At 63.6% G+C, this 17,833-nt stretch carries 18 protein-coding genes; 12 read left to right on the top strand and 6 right to left on the bottom strand.

Annotated features, from left to right (window positions below; all coding sequences use genetic code 11):
- Nucleotides 1-37: 37 nt before the first annotated feature.
- Nucleotides 38-844 (bottom strand): IclR family transcriptional regulator, encoded by an 807-nt coding sequence (locus ACO1XS_RS18380; protein WP_331570757.1) that lies wholly within the window; start codon nt 842-844, stop codon nt 38-40.
- Nucleotides 845-1,004: 160 nt separating this feature from the next.
- On the opposite strand from ACO1XS_RS18380, the gene ACO1XS_RS18385 reads away from it, so the two are divergent.
- From ACO1XS_RS18385 to iscX, 12 genes are all read left to right on the top strand, one after another.
- Nucleotides 1,005-1,727, top strand: a complete 723-nt coding sequence (locus tag ACO1XS_RS18385) for a (Fe-S)-binding protein (protein ID WP_331570759.1) — start codon at nt 1,005-1,007, stop codon at nt 1,725-1,727.
- A gap of 33 nt (nt 1,728-1,760) precedes the next feature.
- Nucleotides 1,761-3,173, top strand: a complete 1,413-nt coding sequence (locus ACO1XS_RS18390; protein WP_331570761.1) for a lactate utilization protein B — start codon at nt 1,761-1,763, stop codon at nt 3,171-3,173.
- 173 nt (nt 3,174-3,346) lie between these two features.
- The gene (locus tag ACO1XS_RS18395) at nt 3,347-3,586 is read left to right on the top strand and encodes a hypothetical protein (RefSeq protein ID WP_331570762.1); all 240 of its coding nucleotides are present in this window, start codon (nt 3,347-3,349) and stop codon (nt 3,584-3,586) included.
- An 87-nt stretch (nt 3,587-3,673) separates the two neighbouring features.
- The gene (locus ACO1XS_RS18400) at nt 3,674-4,165 is read left to right on the top strand and encodes a low molecular weight protein-tyrosine-phosphatase (protein ID WP_331570764.1); all 492 of its coding nucleotides are present in this window, start codon (nt 3,674-3,676) and stop codon (nt 4,163-4,165) included.
- Nucleotides 4,166-4,270: 105 nt separating this feature from the next.
- Nucleotides 4,271-4,801, top strand: a complete 531-nt coding sequence (gene iscR, locus ACO1XS_RS18405) for a Fe-S cluster assembly transcriptional regulator IscR (RefSeq protein ID WP_173255424.1) — start codon at nt 4,271-4,273, stop codon at nt 4,799-4,801.
- Between the two features lie 88 nt (nt 4,802-4,889).
- Nucleotides 4,890-6,113: an IscS subfamily cysteine desulfurase gene (locus ACO1XS_RS18410; protein WP_486391355.1), complete on the top strand. Its 1,224-nt coding sequence runs from the start codon at nt 4,890-4,892 to the stop codon at nt 6,111-6,113.
- Between the two features lie 30 nt (nt 6,114-6,143).
- Entirely contained in the window at nt 6,144-6,569 is a 426-nt protein-coding gene (gene iscU / locus ACO1XS_RS18415; RefSeq protein ID WP_331570768.1) for a Fe-S cluster assembly scaffold IscU, read from the top strand.
- A 6-nt stretch (nt 6,570-6,575) separates the two neighbouring features.
- A complete protein-coding gene (gene iscA, locus ACO1XS_RS18420; protein WP_173255427.1) occupies nt 6,576-6,899 on the top strand; it encodes an iron-sulfur cluster assembly protein IscA in 324 nt (107 codons plus the stop codon).
- Between the two features lie 126 nt (nt 6,900-7,025).
- A complete protein-coding gene (gene hscB / locus ACO1XS_RS18425; protein WP_331570770.1) occupies nt 7,026-7,553 on the top strand; it encodes a Fe-S protein assembly co-chaperone HscB in 528 nt (175 codons plus the stop codon).
- A gap of 79 nt (nt 7,554-7,632) precedes the next feature.
- Nucleotides 7,633-9,498 (top strand): Fe-S protein assembly chaperone HscA, encoded by a 1,866-nt coding sequence (gene hscA, locus ACO1XS_RS18430; protein WP_331570772.1) that lies wholly within the window; start codon nt 7,633-7,635, stop codon nt 9,496-9,498.
- 67 nt (nt 9,499-9,565) lie between these two features.
- Nucleotides 9,566-9,907: an ISC system 2Fe-2S type ferredoxin gene (gene fdx / locus ACO1XS_RS18435; RefSeq protein ID WP_331570774.1), complete on the top strand. Its 342-nt coding sequence runs from the start codon at nt 9,566-9,568 to the stop codon at nt 9,905-9,907.
- Nucleotides 9,908-9,923: 16 nt separating this feature from the next.
- Nucleotides 9,924-10,121 carry a Fe-S cluster assembly protein IscX gene (gene iscX / locus ACO1XS_RS18440; RefSeq protein ID WP_173255431.1) on the top strand — a complete coding sequence of 66 codons (198 nt, stop codon included), beginning with the start codon at nt 9,924-9,926 and terminating at the stop codon, nt 10,119-10,121.
- Between the two features lie 107 nt (nt 10,122-10,228).
- Here iscX and ACO1XS_RS18445 read toward each other — a convergent pair whose 3' ends face one another.
- The 5 genes from ACO1XS_RS18445 to recJ form a co-directional block, all read right to left on the bottom strand.
- Entirely contained in the window at nt 10,229-11,098 is an 870-nt protein-coding gene (locus ACO1XS_RS18445) for an outer membrane lipoprotein (protein WP_486391356.1), read from the bottom strand.
- A 272-nt stretch (nt 11,099-11,370) separates the two neighbouring features.
- Nucleotides 11,371-12,897, bottom strand: coding sequence for a lysine--tRNA ligase (lysS, locus tag ACO1XS_RS18450; protein WP_331570778.1), 1,527 nt, complete (start codon nt 12,895-12,897; stop codon nt 11,371-11,373).
- A gap of 86 nt (nt 12,898-12,983) precedes the next feature.
- Nucleotides 12,984-14,088 (bottom strand): peptide chain release factor 2 gene (prfB, locus tag ACO1XS_RS18455; protein ID WP_331570780.1). Its coding sequence is split into 2 segments (ribosomal slippage): nt 12,984-14,006 and nt 14,008-14,088, totalling 1,104 coding nucleotides; the frame shifts between segments, so codons are not numbered across the junction.
- A 94-nt stretch (nt 14,089-14,182) separates the two neighbouring features.
- A complete protein-coding gene (locus ACO1XS_RS18460; RefSeq protein WP_331570782.1) occupies nt 14,183-15,856 on the bottom strand; it encodes a histidine phosphatase family protein in 1,674 nt (557 codons plus the stop codon).
- 207 nt (nt 15,857-16,063) lie between these two features.
- Nucleotides 16,064-17,779, bottom strand: coding sequence for a single-stranded-DNA-specific exonuclease RecJ (gene recJ, locus ACO1XS_RS18465; protein WP_486391357.1), 1,716 nt, complete (start codon nt 17,777-17,779; stop codon nt 16,064-16,066).
- Between the last annotated feature and the right edge of the window lie 54 nt (nt 17,780-17,833).

The raw sequence follows: 17,833 nt of genomic DNA on the forward strand, positions 1-17,833 counted from the left end.
CGGCTTGCGCGTTCGCTCCTGCGTTCGCCCCCTTTCCTCAGGCTGTTTTCGCCTTGGCGTTTTCGGTCGCTGCTTCCGGGCGATAACCGAGGGCTTCGGAAATGACGAGCGCCGTGCGGCTCAGGTGGACGAGCCAGGCGTCCTGGAGCCGGTCTGCCGGTGCCGACAGCGACAGGCCCGCGACGAGCTTGCCCGTATCGTCATGGATCCCGGCGGCGATGCAGCGTACGCCGAGTTCGAGCTCCTCGTTGTCGCGCGCGCACGCTTGCTGGCGAACCTGCATGAGTTCGCGCTCGAGCCGGGCCAGATCGGTGATGCTGTTTTGGGTATGGCCCGACAGGCCGGTGCGCGTGGCATAGGCGCGCACGCGCGCAGCCTCGTCAACGGCGAGAAAAAGCTTGCCGACCGAAGTCAGGTGCAATGGAGCGCGCCCGCCGATCGCCCGGACCACTTGCATGCCCGAGCGCTCCGAATACGCACGTTCGATATAGACGATCTCGTCTCCCTGCCGGACGGACAGATTGACGGTCTGTCCCGTGAGGCGGTGCAATTCCCGCATCGGCATCAGCGCTGCATCGCGCACGGACAGCCTCGCCTTGACCAGATTGCCGAGTTCGAGCAGCCGCATGCCCAGCCGGTAGGTGCCCGGGTCCGAGCGATCGACGAGCCGGCACGTGACCATATCGTTGAGAATGCGGTGTGCCGTGGACGGGTGGAGCTCCGTCCGGATCGCCAGCTCCTTGAGGCTGACCGGATCGCTATGCGCGGCCAGGGCGTCGAGCAGCCGCATCATTCGTTCGATCACCTGGATCGATGTCTTGGAGTCCTGATTCGTATCGCTCATCGTGGATCGATTGACGCAAAGCAAAAAAACATTGTATCTCGTATTGTGAAAAAAGCGAACGGCGTTTGAATATCGCTTGAACTCTGTGTTCCGGCTCGATTCGTGTTGCCGACGCCGGCAAACGACGCATAATGACAGGCGTTTTTCCAACGGAGCCGCTATGCGAGTCGGATTGTTCGTTACCTGTCTCGTCGACCTCATGCGCCCGGAGATCGGGTTTGCCGCAATCAAGCTCATCGAGCGTGCAGGGTTCGAAGTCGTCGTGCCGCCCGCGCAGACTTGCTGCGGGCAACCCGCCTACAACTCGGGCGAGCGGGGCATCGCGCGCGATCTCGCCGAAAAGGCGCTGCGCGAGTTCGAGCAATTCGATTACGTCGTCGTTCCGTCCGGTTCGTGCGGCGGCATGATCGGCGTGCATTACGCCGATCTCTTTCGCGACGATCCGGAGCTCATGGGCCGCTACGAGCGGATGCGGGCAAAGGTTTTCGAGCTGACCGATTTCCTCGTGAATGTGGCGAAGATCGAGTTGCCGAGGGCCGAATCCGCCGGACCGGTCACTTATCACGACTCCTGTGCCGGGCTGCGCGAGCTTGGCGTGAAGCAGCAGCCGCGCGCGTTGCTCGCAATGCGGGGCGTGGCGGTGACGGAAATGCCAGGGTGCGAGCACTGCTGCGGTTTCGGCGGCACTTTCGCGGTCAAATACGGCAACATCTCGACGGCGATCGTCGACGAGAAGTGCGAGAACATCCGCGCGAGCGGCGCCGCGACCGTCGTACTCGGGGACCTCGGCTGCATGCTGAACATCGAGGGCAGGCTTCGCCGCACGGGCGATGCGACGACGCGCGTGCTGCATATTGCCCAGGTGCTCGCCGCGGATCTCTGACAGGGCTTTTTTCTTCGTTACGTCGGGCCGACCATGCAAGTCCAATCGATGCATTTCAAGGCGCGCGCCAAGGAAAATCTGGCAAATCCGCGATTGCAGCACAACCTGACCAAGCTCTCGACGAAGTTCGTGAGCGCGCGTGCGCAGGCCATGCAGGCGATCGACTTCCCGGCAACGCGCGCGGCGCTGAAGGCACGCCGCGATCGTGCGCTGGAGAATCTCGACGTCTGGCTCGAAACGTTCGAGCGCGAAGCGACCCGGCGCGGCGTCACCGTGCTGTTCGCCGAAACGACGCGCGATGCGGCGCAACTTGTCGGAGAGATCGCGCGCAAGCATGACGTCAAGAAGGTCATCAAGACGAAGTCGATGGTGTCCGAGGAGATGCGTCTGAATGCCGTACTGGCGGAGATGGGCGTGCAGTCCGTGGAGACCGATCTCGGCGAGTACATCCTGCAGATCAACGACAACGAGCCGCCGAGCCACATCATCGCGCCCGTCGTCCATAAGGACAAAGAAGAAATCGCCGATCTGTTCGCCAAGACCCACGGTCGGGCGCGTCTCACCGAAATTCCCGCCATGACGCGCGAAGCTCGCGAGGTGCTGCGTCCCCAGTTTCTTTCCGCCGACATGGGCGTGACGGGCGGCAACTTCGTGATTGCCGAGACGGGCTCCGTCGCGATCGTGACGAACGAGGGCAATGAAGGGATGTGTACCGTCATGCCGCGCGTGCACGTGGCGGTGACCGGCATCGAAAAAGTGTTGCCGACGCTGGAGGATCTGGCTGTTGCGATGCGCCTCTTGCCGCGCTCGGCGACGGGGCAAACGGTCTCGAACTATTTTTCGCTGCTGACCGGGCCGCGCGGCGAGGGCGATGGCGACGGGCCGGAGCACATGTACGTCGTGCTCGTCGATGGCGGACGCACGGGCCTCATCGGCGGAGCGTTCCAGGAAATGCTGCGCTGCATCCGCTGCGGAGCCTGCATGAATCATTGCCCCGTGTATCAGAAAGTCGGCGGCCATGCGTATGGATGGGTCTACCCGGGACCAATGGGCTCGGTACTCACGCCGAGCTACGTCGGGCTCGACAAGGCGCTCGATCTGCCGCAGGCGGCGACGCTGTGCGGGGAGTGCAACAGTGTCTGTCCGGTGGGGATTCCGATCTCGGACCTGCTGCGCAAGTTGCGCGAGAAGCAGACCGAGCGTCATCTCCGGCCGGTGACCGAGCGCGCGGCGCTGGCCGTCTGGGGGTTCGTCGCCTCGCGTCCGGCGCTTTATGCGCTCGTCGCGAAACTGATGGTGCGCGTGCTCGAGCGCATGGGCGGCGAGCGCCGCGCGATCACCCGGCTGCCGTTCGGCCAGGGATGGACTGCCACGCGCGACATGCCGGCGCCGGTCGGGCGCACGTTTCGCGAGCTCTATGCCGCGCAGCGCAGTCATCGCGACTAGTCGGCGCGAAGAGCAACGCGAATATCGATGCTGCCGATGCGGCGCATTGTTTGCGCTGGCGTAACGCTGAATTCGCTATTCCCATCTTTGTCTCGATAGGCGGCGTCTATAAAATACGTCTCACAGAATGCGGGCATGCGAGGGCGCATGTCCGTTGCGAAACGAGGCGCACTATGAAAACGAAAATATCCGTCTATTGGCCCCTGGCCGTCGTTCTGATGCTTGCCGCGATGGCAGCGATGCAGGGTTATGGCGAGCGCCGGCAACACAGTTCGCATGCGCCGCTGGCGGCGGCGCAACTCAGCGCCGAGCTGGCGCGCGCGGTCTCGTACGGGCTCGTCGGTACGCAGCCGGTGCGCGCGTCCTCGAGCGTTTCGGCGGCCAGGGACACCGAGCCGTCGCAAGCGCTGTAACGCTCCCGGTCCTATAATGCCGGGTCGGCAGCGGTGGCCGGCAGCCGACCTGGATCCATGTGCCAACCCGGACGCGCCGGGTGCTTTATGAAACCCGTTGCCATTTGCTTCGTTTGCCTGGGAAACATCTGTCGATCGCCGACGGCTGAAGCCGTCATGCGCGCGCAAGTCGAAGCCGCGGGCCTCACGGAATGGATCACCGTCGATTCGGCGGGTACGGGCGACTGGCATGTCGGCGAGGCGCCCGATCATCGGGCGCAGACGGCCGCAAGCCGGCGCGGGTTCGACTTGTCGGGACTACGAGCCCGGCAGATCGCCGCGCCCGATTTCGAGCGATTCGATCTGGTGCTTGCGATGGACGCCGCGAATCTCGCCCATTTGCGGCAGTTGTGTCCGCCTGCGCTGCGCTCGCGCGTCCGACTTCTGATGGAGTTCGGCAGCCAGCCGGCGGTGAACGAGGTCGCGGACCCGTACTTCGGTGGGGGCGAGGGGTTCGAACTCGTGCTCGATCAATGCGAGGATGCCTGCCGCGGCTTGCTCGCGCGCCTGCGTCCCGGGCTGGCCGGTGAGACGGCTTGATTTGATCGTGCACCCATAACCGCCCCGGAAGGAGGGATACTTGACTAAAATCCTCATGTATTTATACTTGACCAAAATCGTCGAGAATCCGGTCCCCCCGCAATCATGAGACTCACCACCAAAGGCCGTTTCGCCGTCACGGCGATGATCGACCTGGCCTTGCGCCAGGATCAAGGTCCCGTGACGCTTGCCGGCATCAGCCAGCGCCAGCGCATTTCGCTGTCCTATCTGGAACAACTGTTCGGCAAGCTGCGCCGCCACGAGATCGTGGAGTCGGTGCGCGGGCCGGGCGGTGGATACAACCTCGCGCGCCGCGCGCAGGAAGTCACTGTCGCCGACATCATCATTGCCGTCGACGAACCGCTCGATGCCACGCAATGCGGCGGCAAGGGTTCGTGCGAGGGGACGAAGCAAAACGACGGCCACTGTATGACGCATGAGCTCTGGTCCACGCTGAACCAGAAGATGGTGGAGTATCTCGATTCGGTCTCGCTGCAAGACCTGGTCGATCAGCAGCGCTCGCGCGAAGGCGCGTCCACGGTGCTCCACGATCGGCGCAGCGAGCCGGCGGCGCCCGAGGCACCGCGTCTGGCGCCCAAAGGACCGAACTCGGTATTCAATATCGCGAGTTCGTGAACGAATGCTGCGCGCGCCGGCATATGAAAGCGGATGCCATGGCCGAGCGGGCGCCTGACCCAAAACAACGATTTCCCCGGAGCGATTGATGAGTAACCCGAGCCCCCACCTGCCCATCTATATGGACTACAGCGCGACGACGCCCGTCGACCCGCGCGTGGTGGACAAGATGATTCCCTATTTGCGGGAGCAATTCGGCAATCCGGCTTCGCGCAGCCATGCTTATGGCTGGGAAGCGGAGCGTGCCGTGGAAGAGGCGCGCGAGCAGGTTGCGGCGCTCGTGAAGGCGGATCCGCGCGAAATCATCTGGACGTCGGGTGCGACCGAATCGGACAACCTGGCCATCAAGGGCGCTGCGCACTTCTACAAGAGTCGCGGCAAGCACATCGTGACGGTCAAGACCGAGCACAAGGCGGTACTCGATACCTGCCGCGAGCTCGAGCGCGAAGGGTTCGATGTCACCTATCTCGATGTCAAGAGCGACGGCCTCATCGATCTCGACGTTTTCAAGGCGGCGCTGCGGCCGGACACGATCGTCGTGTCGGTCATGTACGTGAACAACGAGATCGGTGTTATTCAGGACATCGAAGCGATCGGCGAAATCTGCCGTGAAAAGAACATCATTTTTCATGTCGATGGCGCGCAGGCCACGGGCAAGGTGGAGATCGATTTGGGCCGGCTCAAGGTCGACCTGATGTCGTTCTCGGCTCACAAGACCTATGGCCCGAAGGGTATCGGTGCGCTCTACGTGCGCCGCAAGCCGCGCGTGCGGATCGAAGCGCAAATGCATGGCGGCGGCCACGAGCGCGGTATGCGCTCGGGTACGCTGCCGACGCATCAGATCGTCGGCATGGGCGAGGCTTTTCGCCTCGCGCGCGAGGAAATGGCCACGGAAAACGAACGCGTGCGGATGTTGCGCGACCGCTTGCTGCGCGGGTTGTCGGAGATCGAAGAGGTCTACGTCAACGGCGACATGGAGCGCCGGATTCCGCACAACCTGAATTTGAGCTTCAACTTTGTCGAGGGCGAATCGTTGATCATGGCCATCAAGGATGTGGCCGTGTCGTCCGGTTCGGCCTGTACGTCGGCGTCGCTGGAGCCTTCCTACGTGCTTCGCGCGCTGGGTCGTAACGACGAACTCGCGCACAGCTCTATCCGGTTTACGGTCGGCCGGTTCACGACCGAGCAGGACGTCGATTACGTCATCGACTTGCTCAAGGGCAAGATCGCCAAGCTGCGCGACCTTTCCCCGCTGTGGGAAATGCACCAGGACGGCATCGATCTTTCCACGATCAAGTGGGCCGCGCACTAAACGAATCAGGCGAATCAAGGAGTTTTGACCATGTCTTACAGCAACAAAGTATTGGATCACTACGAGAACCCCCGCAACGTCGGCTCGTTCGCCAAGGACGACGACGCAGTGGGCACCGGCATGGTCGGCGCGCCGGCCTGCGGCGACGTCATGAAGCTGCAGATCCGCGTCGGCGCCGACGGTCTGATCGAGGATGCCAAGTTCAAGACCTACGGTTGCGGTTCCGCCATCGCGTCGAGCTCGCTCGTGACCGAGTGGGTGAAAGGCAAGACGCTCGACGAGGCGCTCTCGATCAAGAATACGCAGATCGCCGAGGAGCTCGCGCTGCCGCCGGTCAAGATCCACTGCTCGATTCTGGCGGAGGACGCGATCAAGGCCGCGGTCGCCGACTACAAGCAACGCCACACCGGCGCTGCTGGCGAGGCCGCGCAGGAAGTGAAACAGCAAGTTGCTTAACGTGCCATGGCAATTACATTGACGGACAAGGCAGCGCAGCAGGTGCAGAAGTACCTGACACGGCGCGGCAAGGGCATCGGATTGCGGCTGGGCGTGCGTACGACCGGCTGCTCGGGTCTCGCCTACAAGCTCGAGTACGTCGATGAACTCGAGCCCGAGGATCAAGTGTTCGAATCGAACGGCGTGAAGGTCATCGTCGATCCGAAGAGCCTCGCGTATATCGACGGCACGCAGCTCGATTTTGCGCGTGAGGGATTGAACGAGGGCTTCAAGTTCAACAATCCGAACGTCAAGGACGAGTGCGGCTGCGGCGAATCGTTCCGCGTCTGACGCTGCAATCGGCGGGCAAAGGGCGGCGCGGGCCGCCTTTTTGTCGATCGGAGTTCGCGCTTCGGCGTCACGCATGGGCGCGGTATCGCTGCGATGCCGGGTGCTTTTAACCGACAACCGATTTTCATGGCCTCGATTCATCAAAGCCACTTCGATCTCTTTCATCTGCCCGAGCAGTTTGCGCTGGACATCCAGGCGCTCGATGCCGCTTACCGGACGGTCCAGACGCAAGTTCATCCGGACCGCTTCGCCGCCGCGGGCGACGCGCAAAAGCGGGTGGCCATGCAGTGGGCCGCGCTCGCAAACGAGGCTTATGGCACGTTACGCGATCCGTTGAAGCGCGCGCGCTATCTTCTATCGCTGCGCGGCGTGGATGTCGATGCCGAGAACAATACGGCGATGGAGCCGATGTTCCTGATGCAGCAGATGGAATGGCGCGAGCGCGTGGAAGACGCCGCGTCCGCGCGCAGCGTTCCGGCATTGGACGACTTGCTCGAAGAACTGCGCGAGGAGGAACGCGTGCGCTTCGACAAGCTCGCCGCGTTGCTCGACAGCGGTGCCAATCAGCCGGCCGCGGAAGCGGTGCGGCAGTTGATGTTCATCGAGCGCGTCGTTGCCGAGCTCGGCAAAGAGATCGAGCGGCTCGAACATTGAGACTGAGCCGAGCCCCTATGCGAACGGCTAGGGCTCATATTCGACAACGGCAGCGCAGTCTCCCCGAAGATAACTACAGATGGCTTTACTGCAAATCTCCGAACCCGGCATGGCACCGGCGCCGCATCAGCGGCGGCTCGCCGTGGGTATCGACCTCGGTACGACGAACTCCCTCGTTGCCGCGGTGCGCAACGGCGTGCCCGACGCGCTGCCCGATGAGCACGGTCGCGTATTGCTGCCGTCCGTCGTTCGCTATCTCGAACGAGGCGGGCGCCGCATCGGACTGAGGGCGAAGGAAGAAGCCGTCCTCGATCCGCGCAATACCATCGTTTCCGTGAAGCGCTTCATGGGACGCGGCAAGGCGGAAGTCGACGGTGCCGAGAACGCGCCTTACGATTTCGTCGAGGCGCCCGGCATGGTCCAGATTCGCACGGTCGCGGGCATCAAGAGTCCGGTCGAGGTGTCGGCCGAGATTCTCGCGACGCTGCGTCAGCGCGCCGAGGATACGCTGGGCGACGAGCTCGTCGGAGCGGTCATCACCGTGCCCGCCTATTTCGACGAGGCGCAGCGCCAGGCAACGAAGGACGCCGCACGCCTCGCCGGGATAGATGTGCTGCGGCTGCTCAATGAACCGACTGCGGCGGCGATTGCCTACGGCCTCGATAATGGTTCCGAAGGGTTGTACGCCGTCTACGATCTGGGCGGCGGAACGTTCGATCTCTCGGTCCTCAAGCTGACCAAGGGTGTCTTCGAGGTTCTCGCGGCGGGCGGCGATTCGGCGCTCGGCGGGGACGACTTCGATCATCTGCTCTATCGCCATGTCTTGAGCGAGGCCGGGCTGGCCCAGCAGCATTTGCCGCCCGAGGATGTCCGCCTGCTGCTCGATCGCGTGCGCGCGGCCAAGGAGGCGGTATCGACTGTCCCCGAGGTCATGCTCGAAGCGACGCTTTCCGATGGCACGATGATCTCGATTCCCGTGACGGAAGCGGCGTTTTCGGCGCTGGTGCAGCCGCTCGTGCAGCGCACGCTGACGCCGACCAAAAAGGCGTTGCGCGATGCCAAGGTGTCGCCGGCCGAGATCAAAGGCGTGGTGCTCGTGGGAGGCGCAACCCGCATGCCGGTGATTCGGCGTGCCGTCGAAGCATTTTTCGGGAAACCGCCGCTGACGAACCTCGATCCCGATCAGGTCGTCGCACTCGGTGCGGCGATTCAGGCCGACCTGCTTGCGGGCAATCGCGGCGGCGACGATTGGCTGCTGCTCGACGTCATTCCGCTGTCGCTCGGTATCGAGACGATGGGGGGACTCGTCGAGAAAATCATTCCACGCAATTCGACGATCCCGGTCGCGCGTGCGCAGGAGTTCACGACGTTCAAGGACGGCCAGACTGCGATGGCCATCCACGTCGTGCAAGGCGAGCGCGAGCTCGTGTCCGATTCGCGCTCGCTCGCCCGTTTCGAGTTGCGCGGCATCCCGCCGATGGCCGCCGGTGCGGCGCGCATTCGCGTGACGTTCCAGGTCGATGCGGACGGATTGCTTTCGGTCGTGGCGCGCGAGCAGCACTCGGGCGTGGAGGCATCCATCGTCGTCAAACCGTCGTACGGCTTGGCCGATGACGAGATCGCGCGCATGCTGGAGGACAGCTTCCAATCCGCCGAAGTCGACATGCGGGCACGCGCGCTGCGCGAGGCGCAGGTCGAAGCTCAGCGGCTCAGCGAAGCGACCGAGGCCGCGCTGGCCGCGGACGGCGAACTGTTGGACGCCGACGAGCGTTCGCGCGTCGTCAGCGCGCTCGACCGTCTTCGCTCGGCCGCGAGCGGCGCCGACGCGAATGCGATCGAGGCGCAAACGAAAGCGCTTGCCGCCGAGACCGATGAGTTTGCCGCTCGGCGGATGAACAAGAGCATCCGCGCTGCCTTGCAGGGGCGCAAGCTCGACGAAATCTGACTGGCAGGCGGAGCGTGCTCGACAGCGCGCCCGCCGCCGCACATCTTACTGACCGAACGGAATCCGTATGTCGCAAATCGTGGTGCTGCCTCATGTCGAACTGTGCCCGGAAGGGGCTGTCATAGAAGCCGAGCCGGGCAAGAGCATTTGCGCAACGCTGCTCGAAAACGGCATCGAGATCGAGCACGCTTGCGAAATGTCTTGCGCGTGTACCACTTGTCATGTGATCGTTCGAGAAGGCTTCGGAGCGCTCGAACCCTCGGAAGAGAACGAGGACGATCTGCTCGACAAGGCGTGGGGGCTGGAGCCGACATCACGACTTTCATGCCAGGCGATCGTGCCGCCCGGCGAGGACCTCGTGGTCGAGATCCCACGTTATTCGATCAACCACGCGAAGGAAAACCACTGAGGAGGAGGGAGCAGCCATGAAGTGGACGGACACCCAGGACATCGCAATGGCCCTCACGGACAAGCATGCCGATGTTGATCCGCAATATGTGCGGTTCACCGACTTGCATCGTTGGGTCACGGAGCTCGAGGGCTTCGACGACGACCCCGAGCGTTCGAACGAAAAGATCCTCGAAGCGATTCAGCTGGCCTGGATCGAAGATGCTCAGGAGTGACCGGCGCCCGCGCGATGGGGCCCGCCGGTCATGAATAAAAAGGCGATCCGCCGAGCGGATCGCCTTTTTGTTTGTGGGCTCGATCGAGCCCGGGGCTGCCTTTGCGCTTAACGTGCGACGAGCGCGCCATGCTCGATCCGCACGGGTTCTCCCTGTTGGAACGGCGGTGCCTGGTGATAAGTGAAATAGCGCGTACGTCCGTTCTGCATTCGCACGCGGACTTGGTACACGGTCGAGCTGCGCAGATGTTTTTCGACGGCGTTGCCGGCAAAACCGCCACCCACGGCCCCCAACGCGGTCATGCCCAAGCGGCCAGTTCCAGCGCCGAACTGGTTGCCGATCAAGCCGCCGGCAACGGCACCGCCGACCGCGCCGAGCCCCGTGCCGCGGCCCTCATGGCGCACGGCCGAAATCGATTCGACCGTTCCGCAGCTTGCGCACGGTGCAGCCGCGCGTTGCTGCGGCGGCGTGTAGGGCTGCTGGGTTTGCTGCGGCGCGTACGAAGGCTGCGGGTTGCCTTGCTGCTGGGCGTACTGTTGCGGCTGTCCGTAGGGCTGTTGAGCGTACTGCGGTTGTGGCTGTGGCTGTGGTTGCGGTGGCTGCGCATAGGCGCTCTCAGCCGGCGGCTGGGCGGCAGACGGGCTGGGGCTGACCGACGACTGAAGCGGTTGCGACGGCTGCCGCTGGCCGGCGTATCCGCTCGTCGCTTCGCCGGCCTGGGCACCCGGAGGCTGCGCGGCGGCCTGCTGTTGGCTACCGCCAACGGCGGCGGGCGCGGCGGTGTCCACGACGGGCTGATTGGCCACCTGGGCCACCTGGGCCGATTGGGTCTGAGCAGTCTCGCCGCCGGTGCCCGATGCTTTCGGGAACACGCCCGTGATCGCGGCGGTCGCGGCAAGACTTGCAATGATGATCGTCGCAGCCGCGGTAGCGATCAGCGGATGAAGGCGGCGTGGCGACGTGGTGGGTTGATTCATGGCGGACCTCGTCGAGACGATGTAGTGCTTGCTGTGCGCGCTGATTTAGACACAGACAGTTTCGGCGAAAGGTCCACGGCCGACGTTTCAATTTGTAACCGCTTGCACGAGGCGCCTTTTTCGCGAGCATAGGGCTGCTCCGCTGCGGCGGAGCGTCTTCTGCGGGGCGCAAAGGGTGCGACACCTTCAACGCCACGCCCGCCACACGCTGCGCGCCGCAGCTTTTACCGATGGTTACAAAGTCGAACGACGCGCGCCGCCGGGAGCGGCGCTCAATCCTCGCGGCGCAGGTGCGGGAAGAGAATGACGTCGCGAATGCTGGGGCTATCGGTGAGCAGCATCACGAGCCGGTCGATGCCGATGCCGCATCCGCCTGTGGGCGGCATGCCATATTCGAGTGCGCGGATGTAGTCGGCGTCGTAGTACATCGCCTCTTCGTCGCCCGCATCCTTTTGCTCGACTTGCTTGCGAAACCGTGCAGCCTGGTCCTCGGGATCGTTGAGCTCGGAAAAACCGTTCGCGATCTCGCGTCCGGTAATGAAGAGCTCGAAACGCTCCGTGATGCCGTCGACCGAATCCGATGCGCGCGCAAGCGGCGAGACTTCGACCGGGTAGTCGATGATGAACGTCGGCTCCCACAGCTGAGCTTCAGCCGTCTCTTCGAACAGCGCAAGCTGCAGGGCGCCGAGGCCTGCATTCAGGAACATTGGTTGCGTCGTGTCGACGCCAAGGCGCTTGAGCTCCGAGCGCACGAACGCCGCATCGCCCAGTTGCGTGTCCGTATAGTCGGGCGCGTACTTGCGGATGGCCTGGGTGATCGTCAATCGATGGAACGGCTTCGACAGATCGAGCTCACGACCTTGGTAAGTGATCGTCGCGGTGCCGAGCGCGTCGACGGCCGTCTGACGGATCAGGCGCTCGGTGAAGTCCATGAGCCACACGTAATCGGTGTAGGCCGCATAGAACTCCATCATCGTGAATTCGGGGTTGTGCCGCGGCGAGACCCCTTCGTTGCGGAAGTTGCGGTTGATCTCGAACACGCGCTCGAACCCGCCAACGACGAGCCGCTTCAGATAGAGCTCCGGCGCGATGCGCATGAACATCTGCATATCGAGCGCGTTGTGATGCGTAACGAACGGCTTGGCCGCCGCGCCGCCCGGAATCGGGTGCAGCATCGGCGTTTCGACTTCCATGAAATTCGCATCCGACATGAACTTGCGAATCGAGGAAATCGCCTTCGTGCGCGCGACGAAGGTCTGGCGTGCCTCGGGTGTCACGATCAGATCGACATAGCGCTGCCGATAGCGCGTTTCCTGATCGGCGAGGCCGTGGAACTTGTCGGGCAGTGGCCGCAGCGCCTTCGACAGCAGCCGCAATTCAGTGCATCGGACCGACAGCTCGCCCTTGTTCGTCCGGAAGAGCACACCGCGCGCCGCGACGATGTCGCCGAGATCCCATTTCTTGAATGCATCGTAGGTGTCGGCGCCGACATCGGCGGGTGTCACGAAGAACTGAATCTGACCCGAGCCGTCCTGGACCGTGGCGAAGCTCGCCTTGCCCATGACGCGTTTGAGCATCATGCGGCCGGCGACGGCCACTTGCAGCGCCGTGGCCTCGAGCGCGTCCTTGTCCGCATCGGCGTAATCGGCCTGCAGACTGCCCGCCTCGTGCGTCGGACGGAAGTCGTTCGGATAGGCTACGCCCGCCGCGCGCAGCGCATGCAGTTTCTCGCGACGCTCGGCGATGATCTTGTTTTCGTCGACGCTGGCGTCCTGGCTCGAAAGGGTCGGTTCGGTCATGATTCTCTACTGTGGGGGAGGGCGGCGCACGTCGCGCGGCCGCCCGGTGCCGGCTGTCGCGCGTCCGGCACGACACGATGAGGCGCTTACACGCCTTGTTTCAGGCTCGCGCTGATGAACGCATCGAGATCGCCGTCGAGCACACTTTTCGTATTGCTGATTTCGACATTGGTGCGCAGATCTTTGATACGGCTGTTGTCGAGCACGTAGGAACGGATCTGGTGACCCCAGCCTACGTCCGTCTTGCTCGATTCGAGCTTGTCCTGCTCCGCCTGGCGCTTGCGTATTTCCGCTTCGTACAGGCGCGATTTCAGCATCGCCATGGCTTCGGCGCGGTTGCGGTGTTGCGAGCGGTCGTTCTGGCACTGCACGACGATGCCCGATGGCAAGTGCGTGATACGCACGGCGGAATCGGTCTTGTTGATGTGCTGACCGCCCGCGCCCGACGCGCGGTAGGTATCGATCCGTAGATCGGCCGGATTGATGTCGACTTCGATCGAATCGTCGATTTCGGGGTAGACGAACACCGACGAGAACGACGTATGACGACCGCCTGACGAGTCGAACGGCGACTTGCGCACGAGGCGGTGCACGCCCGTTTCGGTGCGCAGGAAACCGTACGCGTATTCGCCTTCGACCTTGATCGTCGCGCTCTTGATGCCGGCGACATCGCCTTCCGATTCTTCGAGCACTTCGGCCTTGAAGCCCTTGCGTTCGCAGTAGCGCAAGTATTGACGCAGCAGCATCGACGCCCAATCGCACGCCTCGGTGCCGCCCGCGCCCGCTTGAATGTCGATGAACGCGTTGTTCGGATCGGCCGGATTCGCGAACATCCGGCGGAATTCCATGTCGGCGACGCGTTGCTCGATTTTCGCAGCGTCGCTTTCGACGCCGACGAGCGTGTCTTCATCGCCTTCTTCGCGCGCCATGTCGAAGAGATCCTTCGTGTCGCGCAGGTCGTTGTCGAGCGTGCTCAGTACGTCGACGACGCCTTCGAGCATCTTCTTTTCCCGGCCGAGGGCCTGGGCGTGCTTCGAATCGTTCCAGACGTTCGGGTCTTCGAGTTCCTTGTTGACTTCGATCAGCCGTACAGCCTTGGCGTCGTAGTCAAAGATACCCCCGTAGCTCGCCTGCGCGGCGGCGCAGGTCGGCGAGAGAGCTCTCGATGGCATTCAGGCGTTCCGCTTCCATGTCGATCTGCTTTTGCGTCGTCAAAAGGGGAAATTATAGCCGATCGGCGTCCACCGCTTCGCACCGTCTCGAGCGCATTTCGCCGTCGAAAGAATTACGGCTCGCTGCTCGGGACGAGCTGCAGCGTTTCACCAGAAACCCCACGCGGCGCGTCGGCGAACCGACGATCGCGGCGATGCGCACCGAACATCGTCAGCGTCACGCCGAGCCGAAACTGCCTCACGACGATCGTTTCATCGATCAGCGCGAACGCAAAGAACCCGAGCAGCGTGCCCGCGACGAGTGTCGGCGCGTGGCGAAACGCCTCCGGCATGAGCAGGCTCAGCCACAGAAAAATGTTCGGCGAAGTTTGCAACAGATGAATGTCGCGTGCGACGGCCGGCGCGATCGTCCGCGCACTCAGGCGCTCCTGGATGAGCATATACAGCGCGCTGCCGATACGGCTCGCTCCGAAGAGGAGGAACGGCAGCAGCAACGCCGCCCACGGATGCCAGCTGCTGGAATGCAGCGCGGCGGCGACGAGCGGCCCGCCCGAGCGAAGCGCTACGAGAAAGGCGAGGAAGACCATTGCGAGGGAACCGGTCCAACCCCAGTTCGTATTCAGCCGGCCTGCGGCAATCGGGCGAGCGTACCGCCAGCTCTGCGCGAAAAGCGAGGGCAGCGCGAGCGCGATGACCAGCACCACGAAGAACCGCTGCAGCGCGCGCACGTCGCCGACCACTTGATGATGCCCCACGAAGAGCGCGAGCAGGATGACCGGTAGCACGATCGAGAGCGCGAGCGTGTAGCGCGCGGCGAAAAAATAGTCGCCGCCGCGAGCCAGCGAGAACGTCGGCACGGAAAGCGCGGGCGGCACGATCAGCAACAACCCGACCAGATGAAGCCATTCGCTGCGAAAGCAGGTGAGCAAAATGCACGCGCCGGCCACACGCGCGGAACTCATGATCGCGAGCGCGACGTTCTCCGGACCGCCGCTCGCGCGCAGCGATTGCGGCTCGATTCGCAGCGCGAGAAAAAATGCATTCAGTGCGAGCAGTGCCACGATGGCGGCGCTGCTCCACGTGTGCGGCAAGGCCATGCCGAAGAACGAAAATACGAAACCGGCGAGCGCGGCAGCGAGCATCCATTGCAGCAGGTAGATCTCGACGTGTTCGCCAATATAGTTGAGTGTCGACGAACTGCGCGCCGTCATCGATTTCAGATCGTTCCACGAGAGCGGACGTGAATTCGGCAACCGGAAGTCGATGTAGTCTTCGGTCGGCAAGCCCGAAGCGATCAGCGCGAAGATCTCCACGACATACTTGTGCGCGACGACGAGCACGTTCTTGCCTTGCCGATCGAGCGGTGCAAGGACGTCCTCGTAGTAGGCCTTGCAACGACTGAACAAATCCATCCAATGCTCGCCTTGCGGCGGCGCTCCATCCGGGTGGTGAAAACAGAAATCGTAGAGCCCGTGTCCGATCGATTTTTTGATCAGCGTCTTGTTCTTGCCGGCGAAGATTCCGAAGTCGCGCTCGACCAGCATCTCGCTGTGCACGATGCGCGGTGTGCCGCCAGCGCCTTCGAGAATAATGGTGGCCGTTGCCTGGGCACGCTCGAGCGTCGATATGTGCACTTCATCGAACGTCAGGCCGAGGCGGCGAACGTAGCGCGCGGCCTGCTGCGCTTGCCGGCGGCCGAGCGAAGTCAATGGCGAATTCTTCGATCCTGCGAAGTAGTTCTGCTCGTTGGCGAGCGATTCCCCGTGGCGCACAAAATACAGCGTCATTGCAGTCATCTCCCTTTTCGCGACCGGCCAGCCGTGACAGGCTGTGACGACGATAGCCATCGCGAGTCGTACATCCGAGGCGCATGGCCCCATTTGCACGTAGGTGACGTTGCAGCGCAAAAAAGTTGCGACTTCCCGATGAGGAGTCGAATTCGATGGAGGAGGGCATCGGTCATCCCGATGCGAATGACGCAAGCAGTCGAGCCGCTAGCCGGCCTCGTCCGGGCCGACCGCATGTTCGACGAAAAGCTGCACGCGCGCGACACCGTTCCAACTATCGCAGGCGAGCCGATATGCGATATGCGCGCGCGCCGGAAGCGGCTCCGTGTGATTGAACCAGATCGCCTGGAATCGCTGACGCCCGCGCATCAGTTGCAGCTTCAGGTGCTTGTCCTTCACGAGCGCCTGCGACACCACATCGAAATCGCCCGAGAACGTCGGCGCCGGAAAACCCTGACCCCAGACGGCCGCGTCGAGCATTTCCACGATCTGCGGCGTGAAATAGGCGTCTTCGAGATCGCCATCGGTGAAAACGACGCGCGCCAGGACATCCTCGCTGAGCCATTCGCGTCCTACTTTTTCGAACGCTGCTGCAAAGCGCGGCACATCGGCCGCGGCGAGCGTGACGCCGGCCGCCATCGCATGTCCGCCGAACTTCGCAAGCAGGCCCGGCTCGCGTTTGGCCATCAAATCGAGCGCATCGCGCAGATGAAAGCCTTGGATCGAGCGGCCCGAACCTTTGGCGACGAGACCACGCTCGTCGGCGGGCGCGAATGTGAACGCCGGCCGGTGGAACTTCTCCTTGAGCCGGCTCGCGACGATGCCGATCACACCCTGGTGCCACGCCGGATTGAAGAGCGTGATCGTCGTCGTGCCCGATGGATCGACCCCGGCGAGATCGGCCAGCGCCTGCTCCTGCATGCCGGCTTCGATCTCCCGGCGCTCGCGGTTCATCGCGTCGAGCTGCTGGGCAAGCTCCCACGCGCGCCCGACATCGTCGGTGATGAGGCACTCGATGCCGAGCGACATATCGGAGAGCCGCCCGGCTGCGTTCAGGCGCGGCCCGAGTGCAAAGCCGAGGTCGAAGCCCGATGCATTGCGGGCTTCGCGTCCGGCGGCTCGGAAAAGCGCCGCCACGCCGGGCTGCATACGGCCGCGCCGGATACGCGCGAGACCCTGCGCGACGAGGACGCGATTGTTACCGTCGAGCTTGACGACATCGGCGACCGTGCCCAGTGCAACGAGATCGAGCAGCCCGTCGAGCCGCGGCTCGGTCACGCCGGGCGCGTCGAACGCCCCGCGTTCGCGCAACAGGGCCCGCAGCGCGAGCAGCACATAGAACATGACGCCGACGCCGGCGATACACTTGCTCGGGAACGTGCAGCCCGGCTGATTCGGATTGACGATGGCGCGCGCGTCCGGCAAGACGTCGCCGGGCAGGTGGTGATCGGTGATCAGCACCTCGATGCCACGGGCGCGGGCTGCGGCCACGCCGTCGACGCTCGCGATGCCGTTGTCCACGGTGATCAGCAGGTCGGGCGAGCGCGCGGCTGCCAGCTCGACGATCTCGGGCGTCAGCCCATAGCCGTATTCGAACCGATTGGGCACGAGATAGTCGATCGTCGCGCCGAACATGCGCAGACCGCGCACGGCCACCGCGCATGCCGTCGCGCCGTCGCAGTCGTAGTCGGCGACGACGAGCAGGCGCCGCTTGGCGGCAATCGCATCGGCGAGCAGCTCGGCCGCGTCGCTGGCGCCCTTCAGGGCGACCGGCGGGACGAGCCGGGTGAAGGTCGTTTCGATTTCTTCGGGTAGGCACACGCCTCGGGAAGCGTATAGACGCGCCAACACAGGGTGCAGGCCTCGGCTGATCAGCGCAGCAACGTCTGCGGGCGAGGGCGCGCGCGTCACGATTCGGGTCATGGCAAGTCGGAAAAGATCGGAAACGGTGATGTTGTCGCGCAGACCGTGCGCCGT

The sequence above is a fragment of the Trinickia sp. genome (genome assembly GCF_057351765.1).

Coding starts and splice junctions, on each gene's coding strand:
- ACO1XS_RS18380 (WP_331570757.1), bottom strand. CDS start 844: ATGAGCGATACGAATCAGGACTCCAAGACATCGATCCAGGTGATCGAA.
- ACO1XS_RS18385 (WP_331570759.1), top strand. CDS start 1,005: ATGCGAGTCGGATTGTTCGTTACCTGTCTCGTCGACCTCATGCGCCCG.
- ACO1XS_RS18390 (WP_331570761.1), top strand. CDS start 1,761: ATGCAAGTCCAATCGATGCATTTCAAGGCGCGCGCCAAGGAAAATCTG.
- ACO1XS_RS18395 (WP_331570762.1), top strand. CDS start 3,347: ATGAAAACGAAAATATCCGTCTATTGGCCCCTGGCCGTCGTTCTGATG.
- ACO1XS_RS18400 (WP_331570764.1), top strand. CDS start 3,674: ATGAAACCCGTTGCCATTTGCTTCGTTTGCCTGGGAAACATCTGTCGA.
- iscR (WP_173255424.1), top strand. CDS start 4,271: ATGAGACTCACCACCAAAGGCCGTTTCGCCGTCACGGCGATGATCGAC.
- ACO1XS_RS18410 (WP_486391355.1), top strand. CDS start 4,890: ATGAGTAACCCGAGCCCCCACCTGCCCATCTATATGGACTACAGCGCG.
- iscU (WP_331570768.1), top strand. CDS start 6,144: ATGTCTTACAGCAACAAAGTATTGGATCACTACGAGAACCCCCGCAAC.
- iscA (WP_173255427.1), top strand. CDS start 6,576: ATGGCAATTACATTGACGGACAAGGCAGCGCAGCAGGTGCAGAAGTAC.
- hscB (WP_331570770.1), top strand. CDS start 7,026: ATGGCCTCGATTCATCAAAGCCACTTCGATCTCTTTCATCTGCCCGAG.
- hscA (WP_331570772.1), top strand. CDS start 7,633: ATGGCTTTACTGCAAATCTCCGAACCCGGCATGGCACCGGCGCCGCAT.
- fdx (WP_331570774.1), top strand. CDS start 9,566: ATGTCGCAAATCGTGGTGCTGCCTCATGTCGAACTGTGCCCGGAAGGG.
- iscX (WP_173255431.1), top strand. CDS start 9,924: ATGAAGTGGACGGACACCCAGGACATCGCAATGGCCCTCACGGACAAG.
- ACO1XS_RS18445 (WP_486391356.1), bottom strand. CDS start 11,098: ATGAATCAACCCACCACGTCGCCACGCCGCCTTCATCCGCTGATCGCT.
- lysS (WP_331570778.1), bottom strand. CDS start 12,897: ATGACCGAACCGACCCTTTCGAGCCAGGACGCCAGCGTCGACGAAAAC.
- ACO1XS_RS18460 (WP_331570782.1), bottom strand. CDS start 15,856: ATGACGCTGTATTTTGTGCGCCACGGGGAATCGCTCGCCAACGAGCAG.
- recJ (WP_486391357.1), bottom strand. CDS start 17,779: ATGACCCGAATCGTGACGCGCGCGCCCTCGCCCGCAGACGTTGCTGCG.